12 protein-coding genes are annotated in these 15,872 nt (G+C 56.4%); 4 read left to right on the top strand and 8 right to left on the bottom strand.

What is annotated here, in order from left to right:
• A partial coding sequence (locus K1Y02_03325) for a KpsF/GutQ family sugar-phosphate isomerase (GenBank protein MBX7255371.1) occupies positions 1–188 on the bottom strand: 188 nt, incomplete at its 3' end.
• 321 nt (positions 189–509) lie between these two features.
• Between K1Y02_03325 and K1Y02_03320 the strand changes: the two genes are divergently transcribed.
• A complete protein-coding gene (locus tag K1Y02_03320) occupies positions 510–1,799 on the top strand; it encodes an AMP-binding protein (GenBank protein ID MBX7255370.1) in 1,290 nt (429 codons plus the stop codon).
• A gap of 62 nt (positions 1,800–1,861) precedes the next feature.
• Positions 1,862–2,806, top strand: a complete 945-nt coding sequence (locus tag K1Y02_03315; protein MBX7255369.1) for a hypothetical protein — start codon at positions 1,862–1,864, stop codon at positions 2,804–2,806.
• Here the strand turns inward: K1Y02_03315 and K1Y02_03310 are convergent.
• From K1Y02_03310 to fliW, 6 genes are all read right to left on the bottom strand, one after another.
• A complete protein-coding gene (locus K1Y02_03310) occupies positions 2,799–4,517 on the bottom strand; it encodes a glycosyltransferase family 9 protein (GenBank protein MBX7255368.1) in 1,719 nt (572 codons plus the stop codon). The genes K1Y02_03315 and K1Y02_03310 overlap by 8 nt on opposite strands.
• Positions 4,518–4,521: 4 nt before the next feature.
• A complete protein-coding gene (locus K1Y02_03305; protein ID MBX7255367.1) occupies positions 4,522–6,303 on the bottom strand; it encodes a glycosyltransferase in 1,782 nt (593 codons plus the stop codon).
• Positions 6,300–9,665 (bottom strand): glycosyltransferase, encoded by a 3,366-nt coding sequence (locus tag K1Y02_03300; protein MBX7255366.1) that lies wholly within the window; start codon positions 9,663–9,665, stop codon positions 6,300–6,302. Before K1Y02_03300 ends, K1Y02_03305 begins: the two co-directional genes overlap by 4 nt.
• A gap of 162 nt (positions 9,666–9,827) precedes the next feature.
• Complete coding sequence (locus K1Y02_03295) at positions 9,828–10,454, bottom strand: hypothetical protein (protein ID MBX7255365.1); 627 nt, start codon at positions 10,452–10,454, stop codon at positions 9,828–9,830.
• 14 nt (positions 10,455–10,468) lie between these two features.
• Positions 10,469–10,690 (bottom strand): carbon storage regulator CsrA, encoded by a 222-nt coding sequence (gene csrA / locus K1Y02_03290; protein ID MBX7255364.1) that lies wholly within the window; start codon positions 10,688–10,690, stop codon positions 10,469–10,471.
• The gene (fliW, locus tag K1Y02_03285) at positions 10,671–11,144 is read right to left on the bottom strand and encodes a flagellar assembly protein FliW (protein MBX7255363.1); all 474 of its coding nucleotides are present in this window, start codon (positions 11,142–11,144) and stop codon (positions 10,671–10,673) included. Before fliW ends, csrA begins: the two co-directional genes overlap by 20 nt.
• A gap of 446 nt (positions 11,145–11,590) precedes the next feature.
• Here fliW and K1Y02_03280 point away from each other — a divergent pair, with 446 nt between their 5' ends.
• The gene (locus K1Y02_03280; GenBank protein MBX7255362.1) at positions 11,591–12,406 is read left to right on the top strand and encodes a tetratricopeptide repeat protein; all 816 of its coding nucleotides are present in this window, start codon (positions 11,591–11,593) and stop codon (positions 12,404–12,406) included.
• 69 nt (positions 12,407–12,475) lie between these two features.
• Here the strand turns inward: K1Y02_03280 and K1Y02_03275 are convergent, their stop codons facing one another.
• Positions 12,476–12,862, bottom strand: coding sequence for a hypothetical protein (locus tag K1Y02_03275; protein MBX7255361.1), 387 nt, complete (start codon positions 12,860–12,862; stop codon positions 12,476–12,478).
• A 109-nt stretch (positions 12,863–12,971) separates the two neighbouring features.
• On the opposite strand from K1Y02_03275, the gene K1Y02_03270 reads away from it, so the two are divergent.
• Complete coding sequence (locus K1Y02_03270; protein ID MBX7255360.1) at positions 12,972–15,698, top strand: glycoside hydrolase family 78 protein; 2,727 nt, start codon at positions 12,972–12,974, stop codon at positions 15,696–15,698.
• Positions 15,699–15,872: the final 174 nt, after the last annotated feature.

Here is a 15,872-nt window from a genome sequence, read left to right as displayed (position 1 = left end):
CTGGCCAGCGTGGTGGATACCTTGTGCGCAATCTGGCCCGCTTTGCCCATGCCCGACGCCACGACCCGGCCCCGGCACGCGAGCAACGCGTCCAGCACGCGCTCAAAACCTTCGTCAAGCCTATCCCGCACGCTACGAATGGCTTCCATTTCGAGCGTTAGGATGGTCCTGCCATAATCAAGACTCAATGTGTCATCCTTTGTTTACAGAAAGATTCACCCCCAAAGAACGCATTTCATCGTTTCCCCGGTGCGTTTGCCAACTTTTAGCGGCTTGCTTGTCGGTTGGAAATGTGAAAACACGTCCGGCGCCGGGACCCGCCAAACAGCGACTCCCCTCAGGCGAGTTCGCTATTCGGAGCACAGTCGGCGCCCGGCGCGAATTGGAGGATCATACACATCACCCCCATCAAGATTCGAGGGCACCATGCCGGTTTCTTGACTCTTCTCGCTTCGGAAACTAGACTTCCCGCGTTTACCCCGTAATAGGATTTATAGGCGGGCTGCTTAATGACTGCAAGCGCATTTCCAGATAAAGAACAGCTAGAGGCGCACCAACTCGCACAATTGCGCGCGTTGATTGGTGAGTTGTTGCAGGGTAACCGCTTTTATTCCAGCAGGTTACTCGAGGCGGGAATCACGACAGAAATCGCGAGTCTCGACGAATTCTCACGCAAAATGCCGTTCACGTATAAGACGGAGCTCGTGAAGGATCAGCAGGAGAATCCGCCCTACGGTACGAATCTGACGTACCCGCTCAGCCGGTACACGCGCTTCAATCAGACCAGCGCGACAACAGGAAGCCCCATGCGGTGGCTGGACACCCATGAGACGTGGGAATGGATGCTCGGCAATTGGGGACAAGTATTCCAAGCCGCAGGCGTGAGCGCAAAGGATCACCTCTATTTCGCGTTTTCGTTCGGGCCGTTTCTGGGGTTCTGGACTGCATTTGAGTCGGCCCTGCGAATCGGTTGCCTGTGCATTCCCGGCGGAGGGCTGAGCAGTGCGGCCCGAGTCAACGCCATCCTCGACAACGACACCACCGTCTTGTGCTGCACGCCGACCTACGCCATACGCTTGGCGGAAGTCGCGTTCGAGGAACAGATCGACCTGTCCCGCTCAAAGGTAAAGACCATCATCGTCGCGGGAGAAGCGGGGGGGAGTATCCCAGCGACGCGCGCGCGAATCGAGTCGATGTGGCCGGGCGCGCGTGTTTTCGATCATCACGGCATGACCGAGATTGGTCCCGTGAGCTTCGAGTGCCCTTCTCAGGCAGGCACTCTCCATATCATCGAATCCAGCTACTATGCAGAGATTATCGACCCCGAATCGGGCGAGCCGGTGGAACCGTACGAGACGGGCGAATTGGTGCTTACGAACCTGGGACGTGGCGCAATGCCGATACTTCGGTATCGTACCGGAGACTTGGTCGTGCTTGCACCCGAATCGCCGTGCGCGTGTGGCCGTTACGACATGGCGCTGCCCGGCGGAATCCTTGCGCGCACCGACGACATGGTGGTGGTGCGTGGCGTGAACATCTTTCCCAGCGCCATCGAGACCATCATGCGCAAGTGCGAAGGCGTTGGCGATTACCGTGTACTCGTTCAGACCAAGCGTTCGATGACAGAATTGGAGTTGGAAGTTGAACCCGAAGCGGGATGGAGCGACATGGCCGCACTCATCGAGGCCCTCGAGCGTGAGATGCGGGCTGCGTTCGCGTTGCGTATTCCCGTGCGGCTCGTCGAGCAGGGGACGCTTCCACGCTTCGAAATGAAGGCCAAACGTTGGGTTCGTGTTTGACATATGCGCGCGAACGCCGCGCCCCTGTTTCGGCCTGATGAAGAATGAAGGAAGGAGATTTCATGTCCGATAAGGCAAACGCCCAGGCTAAGAAGAAGTATGCGCTGAAGGAAAGGGCGGCGCGCTTTATCATTCGCAGGTTTGTACCCAAAGAAGTGGTGGACGCCATCGAGAGCGAAATTGCCACGGGCATGTTCACCGAGAATGCTCGCTCGGAAGCGTTGCCGGAACATGTGCTGATTGAAGATCGCGGTTCCGACACGACCGTGTTCTCGTTCGCGGGGGGCGCGCTCCTGTTTGCCGGACAACCCACATTCGAGTTCCGCAAGCTGTTGATGAAGCATGGCGACGACTACAACCTTGTCTTTATACGCGACATTCACCGGTTGGCCTATCACCTCAAACCGGAAGGCGGCGGAGGCGGTCTCGAGTTCTATGAGCGCGAAGTGATTCGCGTTATGGACCAGTTGAAGTCCAAACGCTATGTGGCCTTGGGCGATTCGGTAGGCGGGTGTGCCGCCATTTACTACGGAACACGTTGCGGCATGGACCACGTGATTGCGATGAGTCCGCCGTGTCCATTCCGGGCTTACCTTGAGCCGATGATGCAGCTTAAGGCGTATACCGATCTGCCTCTGCTGTTCAGGAGTTGGGAGGAGTTCTACGAAGTCGCCTTCATTACGTTTGCCACCAATTTCGTGGAAATGGCGATCAAACGCGCGGTCGGGGGACACGAAGGCATCTGGCGCTTGCCAGAGGTCTACCTGGAGGCAGAGAAGCGCCCATCCATGACGTTGTTCTACGGCGAACGCTGCCGTCCCGATAAGCGCATCGCGATGATGTACAAAGATCAGCCCGATGTGAAGTTGGTCGGATTGCCCACAGCCTTGCACAACACCGGCGCGTGGATGAAGAAGCAGGGGAAACTGGGCGAAACGGTGCTGGAAGAGATTCACCGGGGATTGGCGCTGGCCGAACAGCGCGCGGAAGGTGTCTCGGTTACGTAGACGCGGTGTTCTGACTTTCGCCCTGAGCCAATTGCGCTATTCGGTGTGCCTTTTCAATCATGAGCGTGGCGCGCGTATGAATGTCTTCGTAGATCCCGCGCGTGGTGCGGGTGAGGTGCACAGGATCGGCGCCCTCCAAGTTGTCACGCTCGAACCGCGCAATCGCCACAAGCGGGCGGCCTACGCGATGTACTTCACCAATTAGCCGCAGTTGCTCATCCAGGTCCATAAGCTCAGTCACCAGCGCCTTCGCGCGTTTCATGCTCTCGCCTTGACGCAACACGTTGAGGAGGGACACGGAAGTCTGAACACCTGTATTGGAACCGGTTACAAGCTTCTGCATGATCTCCGTCATACCATTCCGCCACGTCTCAAGCGCCTCGTGTTGATCGCCGTCAAAGCACGCAAGCATGCGCGTGAATGCAGCGGACTCGCCGGTTACTTCGGATCGCTCGCTTAGAAAATCAAGCCACATCGCGCGATACGTCATGCGAATGAAATCGAGTTCCTGCATGGGCCGGCGAACGACCGGGTACCATTCGAGGCAACCGTCCGGCGCGAAGCCGGAGTAGTAGATGTCGACATCCGAGAAGCTCGGCGTATCGTCGATGGAAGGAATCGCATCAGAACTTTCGCGTTCGACAACCAATTCGACGGCCTTCAACACCTGCTCGGGAGTGATCTCATCGGATCGAATGGACTCGCGAATATCGGAGCGTCCAACGCTGCTGCGGCGGCGCTCAATCGCGATGTGCCCTGCCCCGTAGGGGCCGGTCTCGCGAAAATGGACGTACCCCACGGAGACCAACACAATGGGGCATTGCATTGCAGCGGCAATATGCATCGTGCCCGTGTCGTTCGTAACGAGGACGCGCGACCGGCGCAGCACTTCCGCAAGTTGCGGCACCGAAGTCTTCCCGAAAAGGGGGACCGCTACTCCGGGAGCAAGTCGCTCGAATTCCTGGCCTAGGTAGGCCTCGGCGGAAACGCCCAGCAAGGCGATCTTGGCGTTGTACTTTTCCTTGAGGAATCCGGCAAGACGGGCAAACTGCTGCACGGGCCAGCGCTTGTCCTTGTCGCTTGCTCCCAACTGGAAGCATACGAGGAAGTCGTTGTCGGCGATTCCATATTCGCGCAGGATGCTGTGGGCCTGTTCGCGGACCGCTTCCCCTACATTCATAACCAGTCCCTGCGATGCCGGAGGATCAACGAGGAAGAATCGGAACGCGTCACAGAGGTTCAGGTTGTTGTATTCACGATGAAGGATACTTGTGAAGAAGTAGTTTGGCCCGCGCCCACGGATGACATAGCGCCAATCGTCGCTCAGATGCGCGCCAATAACTTCAGGCGCGCCCGCAGCCGCGAAGAGAATGGCCGAAGAGAAACTGTGCGTGCAGTTGTAAATCACATCGTAGCGGCCATCCCGAATCGTCGTGGCATATGCGCCTGCCGTCTCGTACGCGTGGAGGAAGCGGTCAGAGTCGCCCGACTTGAGATCTTGAAACATCGTGTCCTCTTCGTACACGAGCACTTCGTCGATATCGGGATTGCATTCGGCAATGGACTTGCCCATACGTCGGACCATGACCGCGATGTGTCCGTCAGGATGGCGTGTGCGCAGCGAGCGGATGAGGGGGGATGTCTGAAGTACATCGCCCATGCGTGTCATCTGGGCAACGAGTATTCGAATGGGCCGCTCGCAGTCGCTCATGGTGTTACACGCCCTCGAACATCGCGAGTATTTGTTCTGACGAGTTGCGCATCTCCCGAAGATAGGAGAACAGAGCTTCCGGATAGCTAAGCTTGGTTCCCATCACGGGAATGCGCTCGTTGATGGCTTCTTGAGTAAAGGGCAGATCCTTCGGCAGAGACTGAAGGTATCTGCCGAGGGCGGTATCGACGCCAACACGTTCCGCCATTTCCCCCACGGTACGAAGCGCACGAATTCCCTTGCTAAGTATACGGGAACCGTGCTGGTCCACGATCAGATCGAGCATTTGCTGGGCGCGCTTCTCATAAGTGTGGTCTCTCAACACACGCGACCTGGCGCGGTCGGCAAAAGCCTGGCGCTCTTCAGGGCTCTCAAGAAACCGGTCGATGAGGGCTCGCAGTTCAGGCAAGTCGCGATAGACGGGTAATTCCGTTTCGGGATCGAGCAATGTATCCAGTCCACGGCAAGGGTCACAGAGCTGAAAACCGCCGCAAGCGGCTATTTCAAATACGCGTGGATTGATGGCATCGCAGTGGGGATCGACGCCATTGTGCGTGGCGCTGGAGTGCAGATTCAGATTAATCTTCGAGGCAGCCACGATCTTCGCGAATTCCTCGGGGCCGAAACGCTCGTTCGGATTCTGAACGTGATTGATGAGTTCCCGAGCCTGCCATTCGACACCCCAAATCTTGAAGTTGTAGTCCGTAAGACCCTGAAAGAACTGATTACGGTTATGGTACCCAGCGCCGGCAAACGACAGATCGCATCCGTAGGTGCGTTCGTCGTCGCTCGTCAATTCCACGGGTTTGTGTACGCGGGGATCGCAGGCCGTTTGAACGTAGGCATGATGGGGGCATCCAGCCTCCCTCAATTGGCGTTCAAACTCGCCGGGTTGAATATGGAAGAAGTAATCGTAGCGAGACGCGATATCGCGCCAGTACGTCATATGGCGCCAATTCTCTACAAACCAGAATGCCGTGACGATCTCATTCTTGTTGAGTCTCGCAGGCCAATCCGCCCCGACCGGAGCCTGCGCCATCACGATGCAGATGTTCGGATCGAACTCCGCAACACGCGCATAGCTCCACTCGCCGGCAAGGTTCACCAGCATCGCGGACAGTTGGGAGTTGGCCTGACGTGTCTCAATGCTCTGGGTGATGGCTTGATAAACGGGCCAGATACTGCTGTTGTCCACATACAACGTTCGGTGACCAAGCGCTGTGAAGGCATCCGCGAGATACTTTGCTATCGGCAGCGACCCACCGTACATCGGCCCCACGACAGCAATCCCCAGGCGTTCGCCCTCAATGCCTGCCCGCGCTACAAGCCGTTCAATTTCGGAGACAAAAGCGCTTCGAACACGCGCAGTGGGCGGGTGGAGCAGAACCTGTGGATGTTTCTTGAGAAACGCCAAGAGTTCCGAATCTCGCGACAATGCGTCAGCGCAGCCGACGGCTAGAAGGAACTCCGTGTTTTTTAACGACCCCTGCAACGCAAGCTTGGCGACCGCCGGTTCACATTCGACGGCGCACACGTCGAAGCCCCGCTCCAGCAAGACTTGTACGTGATAACCAAGTCCGAGGCCCACAACGAGCACGGGCTCGGTCTGCGCCAACTCAAGGGAGTCGATGAGCGCTTCTGCCTCTTCGCGGGGGCGATACTTGCTGTGGAGGTAAACGCCATCGATGGTGATCGAAGGGTTCGCGCCAGGTCCTTGAACAAGCGCAATCGAGGAAGGAACCTCTACGCTAGAGAGTGATTCAATCCATGCAGACGCGGGTTTCATACCTCGCGTCTATCCAATGCCGCCAGCAGTGCAAGGGCCGGCTCATAGTCTGGAGCAAGCATAAGCAATGTGTCCAGGGCATCGCGCGCCGCGTCCTTCTTTCCCAGATCGCACAGCAGTTCCGCATACGCGTATCCGACTTCCTTTGTTCCTGGGAAGAAATCCACGAACCGCTTCACAATGGGCTCGGCATCGGACAAACGGTTCGACGCGCGCGCGGCAGCAATGAGATGCATCGTGAGGGGGGCGTTTTGAAAGTCGACGTCCAATGCGCGGACCAGATGGGCAAATGCTTCGGCGTATTTCCCCAGGCTGGTGTAGGCGAGACCTAAGCCCCCGAGGTAGCGGCTATTATCCGGATCGGATTCAAGGACGAGCTCTAGATGTGTGACCGCTTCTTCAGGGCGGTTTAGCGCGACCAACAAGATACCCAGATCGCCGTGCAAGCTTGTAGCGGCCCTGGGTAAGGAGAGTGCATCCCTAAGAAGCCTCTCGGCCAAATCGGCTTTACCCATTTTGGCCGCAGCGATCGCCATCACGCGCTGTCGTTCGACATTGGACGTGTCGGTTACGCTTTCGGCCAGGTAAAGAGCAAACGAAGGATCGCCAACTTCGATGGCGCGCCTGGCAAGCGCGAGTCTATCGAACCCCTTTTTCCCTGCCACGACGAGGAACTGATACGTCAGGTAATCACGGTACTCTTCGTCGGTCAATGGGCCAATGGTTGCTTTACCAAGTCTCAGGCATCCGTTCGCATCTCGTGGAAGGTGATCCGCCGACCACATAGACAGCGGTTCCATGCGGACTATTTCCAGGCCCGCGTCGCGAATCAGTTCACGAACGTCTTCCGCGCAAAAGAAGCGCAAATGGGTGCGGTCCATGATACCGGCATCTTCATAATGCCATCGTCCATTCGATAGCATCTCGAATGTCATCCAGAACTGGATATTGGGAATGCTGATGACTACCAGACCTTCCGGCTCCAACATGCGCGCGAGTTTTCGTAACGCTTGCGCGGGTTCTACGAGGTGCTCCAGGACGTCACCGCAGACAATGCAGTCGAAGGTCCCTTCCTCGAAAGGAAGGGCCATGTGTTCGATATTTCCAAGAACCGCGTCGTCGAGCGCCTGCTTGGCGAGACTCCACGCGCGCTCCACAACCTCAATACCCGCGACATAGCGAACGCCGCGGCGCTTTAGTGACAGTCCGAATTCTCCACCCCCGCAGCCGACATCGAGTAGACGCTGCACATGCTTGGGCACTTGGCGCGCCAGTTCGGGTCGCGGTGAACGGTAGTATCCGCCTCGATTGAACCGTGATTCGCCCTGGTAGCCGCCCAAGAGTCCAAGAGACTCGAGAACCATCGCCAGCATGAGACGAATGCGGACATCGTACGTGTGCTCGGACAAAACAAACGCTTTGCCCGCATGTGCGATACGCATGCGTGTCTCATCGTCAGCAAGGAATCGCTCGATAGTGGGAATGAGATCCTCGTCATGCCGATAGATAACCAGATGCTCTCCATCGTTGAAGAGTTCTTCAAGGCCGTCGGCCTCGTCGGTGATCAATAAGGCGCCCGAGGCCATTCCTTCGTATACGCGCATGTTGGTGTCGCGCGCCGCCGCGATGTTGATGACGATTTTCGATTGGGCGTAGATACGCGCCATCTCCTCAGGCCAGAAGCGGCCTACCACGTGATTCGGGAAATGCGCGCAAACCGCGTCTATGAGCTTGCGACGTCGATCGTTCTTGTCCTCCGGGATTCCGCCGACGAATGCTACATCGTAAACGCGTTCTTGAGGCTCGATATGGTGCAACTCGGGTGAACACCCCAGCGGAAGCCACGCGACATTTTTGACGCCGGCGTCCACGAAGTGCTGCATGTAAGTCGGTTGGGCAAGAAACGTGTAATCGAAGTGCTTCGCGATCTCGATCCGGTGACTTAACATGCAATGCGTATCAATGATGTAACAAACACGCGGAACCCCCAGTGCGTGCGAGTCTGTGGGCATGCCCGCAAGGCCAGAGTCGATCCACAGAAGCAGGTGCGGCTTCTTGTCTTCGCCCAGGCGCCGCATGAGTTCGCTGTAAGGTTCGTCCGGTCCGTGCAGGACGTCAGGTCTTGATTCGAACGGCGGTGTTCCGGTGAATCCCCAACCTTTGAGAGTCGAGAGCGGTACAGTGACCCCGGCAACCGTTACGTTTTGCGTCTTCCGAAGCGCAGTCTCGAAGTATCTTCCGGTCGTGATTGGTGATACGTAGTACTCGAGCAGAACGTTGAGTCGCGGAAGTGATGAGTCTTGTGCGGAAGCCATGGATTCCGCGATTCGCTTGGCAGCAACAGCAGCCCGGCCGCGCGGCCCGGATTCCGCTGCCTTTTCAATGACTTCCTGCCATTGTTGCACGAATCGCTGCAACGGATACGCGCGCGAAACGGTTTCGCGTCCTTGAGCGCCAATCTCTCGCGCATAAATCACATCTTCTAGCAATCGCGATAGACGTTCGCGAAGTCCCTGAACGTCAGTTGCCACCAAGCCGTCCCGACCATCCGTCAGCGGCGAAGATGGATTTGCCAGCGAGACCACCGGCATGCCGCAAGCCATGGCCTCCAACATCGATAAGTTGTAGCCGTCTTCAAAGGGATGGCAGGTGACATGTAGAAGGCAGCGCAGGTCCCTGAAGTATCCAAGGAGTTCTTCGAAGGACTGGGAAGGTCGTGCTCCCGGAATCTGCGGGTCCTCTCCGACAACGCGATGGGGAAGACCCAGGCAAACCGCTTCCTGAAAATCCACGTCGAACATCAGGTTTCGGGCGCGCATGGCATTGCCAACCCGAAGTATTTCCCTCCGTTCTCCCATGTAGCCGCCATAGTCGTTAACATCGATTCCGGGGAGTATGACTGTGCCTTCGAGTCCGTAGCTCTGGCGCTTCGCCTCGGAAATGAACACGAATGAGAATTGTTCCTGAAGCTTGGCGAGGATCTTCTCGTAGGCGTTCTTGCCCTCTTCCTTATCCCCGGTTACGGTTGTCTCAAGGAAGTTTCTGCGGTTGTGACAGACCAGTATGGCCGAGGCCGGGCAACCAAATAGGTCATTCGCGTTGAGCTCATTGTGGGCAATTACGACGTCGTACTTGCCTGCCTGCAATTCCCTTCGCCATACCTTTTCTTCGACCAATGTTAGATTCGGGGGGAGTGGGCGAAACCGGGTCTGCCATTCTCGCGCGAAGGGCGGCTTTTCAAACTGACCCACATCGAATGCGAAACCCGTTTGTGCAAGCAGACACAGATAAGGTTCATGGAAATTAAACGTCAGGATGCGGGGCGAGGCCATGCCTAGTCCGGATTTCTCACGAACACACATGAGACTATCTCGTGACCAGTGCGTTCGTGCGGCTTGCAGTGAAAATGGGGATAGTTCTCCACATACAGTGTGTGTTCGCGAGAAATCCTCATGGCATAACCTCAACGCCTTGCGCTTGAGCAATTTGCATCGGCGTTAAGTTGCGCCGGTGCAAATTGCGGGCTAGCTGGCCCGCTCCTGCGCCTGCGCCTTGAGCATCGAGACTATCTCCGCTTCGGACTCGGCGCGGGGCGCCAGTTCGTATTCGAGAAGATCGCCAAGAAGCACCAAATCCTGAGACTCCATCGCGCGCACCGCGTCATCCAATGTTCTGTTCAGGTGCTCGTGAAGCATTTTGACGGAAGTATCGCCAACCTTCATCGAATCCAAATCCAATCCAAGCGCATGCGCGACGGTATTCTCGCGCTCCTTCACATGTGACCACAGCTCGGCAAGCACCTGAAAGTGTTGAAAACCTTGCGTCGGGTCTGCGCCTTGGAATACATGCGCAAGTTCGTGACAGGCTTGAGGCAGATTCGGGAGGCTTTGTTCAAGCTCGTCGAGCGCTTGTCCCACCAGAATCGCGACACGTTCCGTAGATACTGAAATCGTCCCAACTTGATCGGGAGTCTTGTTTTCCAGAACTTCGGCCAAGCGATCGGCGGTGAGATTCTGTCCGTCGATGTTGATTCCCACGATTGCGCGGCCTTCGCTTTGAAGCGTGGCACTAACTTCTCCCAGGGCGGCAATTACTTCGGATGGGGCGGTTTCAAAGGTGTGAGTGCGGTTCCCGTCGATAATGACATCCATGTCTTCATCTCCCCTTAACGCGGTATCAGATTGGTGATCGCTTCCACTTGGGTGACCCGGGCTGCCTGCGAGTTTTCCGCCTGAATAGCGTCGTAGACTTCTTGGCGATGCACGGCTACCGAGCGTGGAGCCACGATTCCAATCTTCACTTGATTTTCGCGGACATCGAGAACCTTCACGACAATGTCGTCCCCAATCATGATGTTCTCATTCTCTTTACGCGTCAGAACGAGCATTCGCCACCTCTCCCGCCTCCGTGCCGGAGCGCTTTGCCTGCGCGAGGAAGTACTGAACCGGATAGTTGGATCGATCCAAGATCGTCTGTTTTCCAAGGCGATGCTTGGGATTGATTAGAATTGGAGCCTTCAGGTTCGTCCGGACCTTCGAAGGATCCTGCGGAACTACGATCAGCGTGTACACATCCAATTCTTCCGGTGAAGACACTGCCAACTCAGTCATCTCATCCGGCCGGATCCCCGCATGATAGTCGGCAACTATCGTCTTAGGGTCAAGCAGTATAAAGGCCAAATCGCCCGAGTCCGTTGACTGAAGCCACGTCAAATGTTCACTTGGCCCCGGCAAGGTGATGTAACGGCGAAACTCTTGAAACCCCAGAATCGGCTGAGTGAAAGTCACTATGGTGGCTGGGTCTACTTGAAGTGTCCCGAAGCGTGTAGTCTTTAGTTCCATGCTCGACAGTTCTCAACCCTGCCTAAGTCTTAGCGCTGCTTAAGTATGCCCGAATCCGTCCCCCGGCGCAAGCGTTAGTTGGCACGCCCCTTAGTGACGGTCGCTGCTCCCCGAAGTCGCTGGTTTTCAGTGGACATGGACGCAAATTGATGACCGATGCGCGCAGACCGGACCGCAGGCAGCCGGTAGGGAAGACGCTTGCAGCAAGCCCTGTCGCGGAGAAGCAGGATAGGTCGACGTTGTCGCAAGATCGGTCCAGGCTCCCCCCTGATACGTAGTCTATCGCCTGATGGAGGATAATGATACACTTGTCATGTTCTGAGGAGGAGCAAAACCAGTGGGATTCGTCTATGCCCGTTAGCGCAATGATCCAAATTTCGCATTGTATGACTTGCATCTACTCCTTGCACCCCAAGTCAGTTCTTGATGTCGGGTGCGGGTTTGGAATGTGGGGATTCCTTTGCCGTGAATATCTGGACGTTATGGAGACTCGTGTCCAACCTTCGACGTGGAAAACCCGGATAGACGGTATAGAACTCTTTGAACCCTATATTCAGACTCACCAACGCGCACTGTATTCGAACATCATCATCGGCGACATTCGTGAGATTGCACCGACTCTGGACCAATACGAGCTGATTATCGCCGGCGATGTTATTGAGCACCTGCACAAAGATGAGGGCGAGCGGGTCCTTGAACAATTGTACGAGAAGGCGACTCGTGCTTTGCTGGTGAATATTCCGCTTGGTGAAGGCTGGGATCATCCGGAGTGTCACGGGAATCCCGGGGAATTGCACCGAAGCGTTTGGTATCCGGAAGACTTCCACCCGTATCCAAACATTTTTCAGCCCTATGAACTCCCGGTCGGAGCGTACGGGAGTTTCTTCTGTCCCAAAGACGTTGCACCTGATGTGCGCGCGAAAGGCTTCCTGCTCGCCGCCGACCGCCAGAAAATGGAGGGCAATATCGAGCGGGCTCTTCACTATGCGGATCGTGCCTTTGAAATTAACCCCGCGGATCGCGAAGTCTGTTCGTTTCTTGCGGATGTCTACATTGGGCAGAAGCAATTCGACAAAGCCGTCGCCGTATTGGCAAATGCGATCAGCAGCGATTCCGAGTTCCACTTTGCATACATTGCCCTGGCGAAGATCTTGGTCGCACTTGGTAGACGCGACGAATCCCGAACCTATCTTCATCGCTTGATGCGCTGCAACGATGTTCCCGATTCGTTACGCGCAGATGCAGAGAACCTACTGGGTTAACGCGCATTTTTTGCCGGGGTCGTGCCTCGTGAAAAAGTAGTCCGGGTTAATCAGAGGCTGCTGCCAGAGTCACGAGAATGCATGCAGAAACGACACCGGAATCCCCGAGAACCAAACCAGAAGCCCCAGACTCCATGCCGCCAGCCGCATCGGCTTGTTGAATCGTCCGAATGGAAGCCGTAAGAATTGCGCCACTGTGCCCATTGCGAGAGCCCCACCGCATACCGGCAGAATCTGGAGCGAGAATTCCAAGCAACACGACTGGCCTCCGCGCGCTATTGCGCCCGCGAACGGCCCAGTGATGGCAGCGCATGTGACGGTCCATAATCGTTTGGGAGGCTCTGAAGCATCCAGACCGCCTTTCGCGCCCACATAACTCAGCACGGTGAAGACCAGGAACTGCACTTCAAAAATGTAGACTTGCCACCGCCCAAAGTGGTTCTCGAACAACCGCATTTCTCGCTTCCCCCAAATGTAACCAAAGCTCCCGGCTGCCTGTCCCGTTGAGCTACAATATCCGTCGAGTTGGGCGGCTTCAACGGCACACGATACAGGGGGTGAGGGAATGAAGATACTTACTATCAAATGGGTGGTGCTTCTTGCCATTCTGGCAAGCGCGTCGTTCGAGTCGTGGGCTCAGATTGAAGCTGTCAACTTGCGCTGCGAGTATTTGCGGTCCCCTATCGGACTCGATGTGGCGAGTCCTCGGCTGAGCTGGGAGCTTCAGTCTTCAACAAGGGCGCAGCGCCAGTCGGCCTACCAAGTTCTTGTGGCCACGTCTGCGGGTATCCTGGATCAGGGAAAGGGTGACCTGTGGGATTCCGGCAAGGTTGAATCACCAGAGCAAAGCCAAATCGTCTATGGAGGCACTCCACTTGTTTCGCACCAGGTTTGCTTTTGGAGAGTGCGTGTGTGGAACCAAGATGGAGTAGAGAGCGGATGGAGCAAGCCTGCACAGTGGGCCATGGGGGTACTGCGTCCGGAAGAATGGACCGGAAAGTGGATTACGAGCCAACTTGACGGATCGGGTCCATTGCCCCTGTTTCGGAAGGAGTTCGCAGTCGAAGGGCGAATCAGGCGGGCCGTGGTGTACCTCTGCGGCCTTGGCTTCCATGAACTTTACTTGAATGGCAATAGAGTCGGAGATTCCGTATTTGCGCCAGACTGGACGAACTACAAGAAGACGTGTGTATATAGCAGCTATGAAGTCACTACGCTGCTGCAGAAGGGCGCAAACGCCGTCGGCGTGATGCTCGGAAACGGCATGTACAACGTCAAAGGCGGCCGTTACGTGAAATTCAAGGGGTCCTTTGGACCGCCCTCGCTCACGGCCATCCTGCACCTCGAGTACGAGGACGGTACGACGCATGACGTCGTCACCGACTCATCGTGGAAGACAAGCCCCGGCCCGGTGGTCTTCTCATGCATTTACGGCGGGGAGGATTACGATGCTCGCGAAGTGAAGCCCGGTTGGACCATGCCTCAATATGGTGATTCTAGCTGGGTGCCTGCGGTTGAAAGCCAAGGTCCCGGCGGACGCCTTACAAGCGAAGGCAGTTTGCCGATCAAGGTTATGCGCGTACGCGACGCCGTGGGGGTAACGCAGCCGAAGCCGGGCATATTCGTGTACGACCTCGGGCAGAACACCTCTGGGCGACCGATTCTTCGCGTGAAAGGTCCGAGGGGATCGACGGTAAAGTTGATTCCTGGAGAGCTGTTGGATGGAGATGGCCTCGTTACCCAACGTAGTTCCGGTGGGCCTGTGTGGTTTAGTTACACGTTGGCAGGAAAGGGAATCGAAGAATGGAGGCCCCAATTCTCCTACTATGGATTCCGCTACGTTCAGGTCGAGGGAGCGACTCCGGAAAAGATGGCCGAACGGCGCTCCAAGGGGCCGATTGTCCTTGATCTGAAAGGCGACTTTACCTATGCCGCCGCGGAGATTGCCGGCGAATTCTCGTGCTCGAACGAGACGGTCAACCGTATCCACGAACTGATACTCACCGCCATTCGGAGCAATTTCCAGAGTGTCTTGACGGATTGTCCGCACCGCGAGAAGCTTGGATGGCTTGAGGTTTCTCATCTGCTCGCGGGCGCGATTATGTACAACTACGATGTGCCGCGGTTCTACGCAAAGGTCTCGCGCGACATGCGCGATTCCCAGCGCGAGAACGGCCTCGTACCCGACATCGCGCCGGAATACACCGTCTTCAACGGTGGCTTTGTCGATTCACCCGAATGGGGTAGTGCCAGCATTCTTAACCCTTGGTATACCTACCTGACCTACGGCGACCGCCGTGTTTTGGAGGTCAATTACGTAACCATGCAGCGGTACGTCGACTACCTCGCAACGACTGCGCAGGATAACATCGTATCTCACGGGCTGGGCGACTGGTACGACATCGGACCCAAGAGCCCGGGGGAATCGCAATTGACTTCCAAGGGGTTGACGGCGACGGCCGTCTATTACCAAGACCTGAGCGTAATGGCGAAAGTCGCCACGGTACTAGGGAAGCCCGATGACGCCAAGCGGTTTGCCGAGCGTGCCGTGCTCGTGCGCGACGCGTTTAACCGGCAGTTTCACAAAGCCAATCCCGGAGACTACGACCAGGGAAGCCAAACCGCCAGCGCGATGCCGTTCGTCGTGGGGTTGGTCCCGGAAGCGGACCGTGCTGCGGTGCTTGAGGGACTGGTCGACCGGATTAAGAGTGGGGGGTACCACGTAACCGCTGGAGACGTGGGATTCTCCTATCTCGTGCGCACACTGACCGACAACGGCGCTGGTGACACCCTGTACAAGATGGTCGTGCAAGATGAGGGCCCCGGCTATGTCGACCAGCTCAACAAGAATGCCACCTCGCTGACAGAAGCGTGGGACGCCAACCCTGCTTCGTCCAACAATCATTGCATGCTTGGACATGCGGAGGAATGGTTCTATCGCGGCTTGGGCGGTATCCGCTCTGACGAGTTGTCACCAGGCTACCGCCATTTCGTCCTGAGTCCGGACGTTCCGGATGGCTTAGACTGGGTCAGGGTTAAGCACGCGACGATAAGGGGTCCCATCGTAAGCGAATGGAGGGCAAAAGACCACACGTTCACATGGACAATTGAGATTCCGCCGAACACCACAGCCACCGTTTGCGTGCCGTCCAAGTCATCCGAATCCGTGCTTGAGAGCCAAGTGCCGGCCAAATCAGCACATGGGGTGGATTTCCTGGGCCATGAGAACGGTAGGTCCACTTACCTTGTTCATTCAGGATCGTACCAATTCGAGGCCCAACTCACCGACTAGTCATGCGGTGTGCGAATTCGCTGTTTTTCATGATTATGTCAAGGGACTAGCATGTCGCGCAGGAAAATACCAGCGCTTGCTTGAAGCAGATTCGGGATAATGTAGATTCGCATAAGTAAAATTTCGAATATACGGAGCATTGTTTAACCATAAAAAATGGTATTTCTTGTTATG

It is taken from the genome of Candidatus Hydrogenedentota bacterium, assembly GCA_019695095.1.
Classification (GTDB): Bacteria; Hydrogenedentota; Hydrogenedentia; order Hydrogenedentales; family SLHB01; genus JAIBAQ01.
Note: the sequence above shows the minus strand (reverse complement) of the source record. Positions and strands in the feature narration are given on the sequence as shown.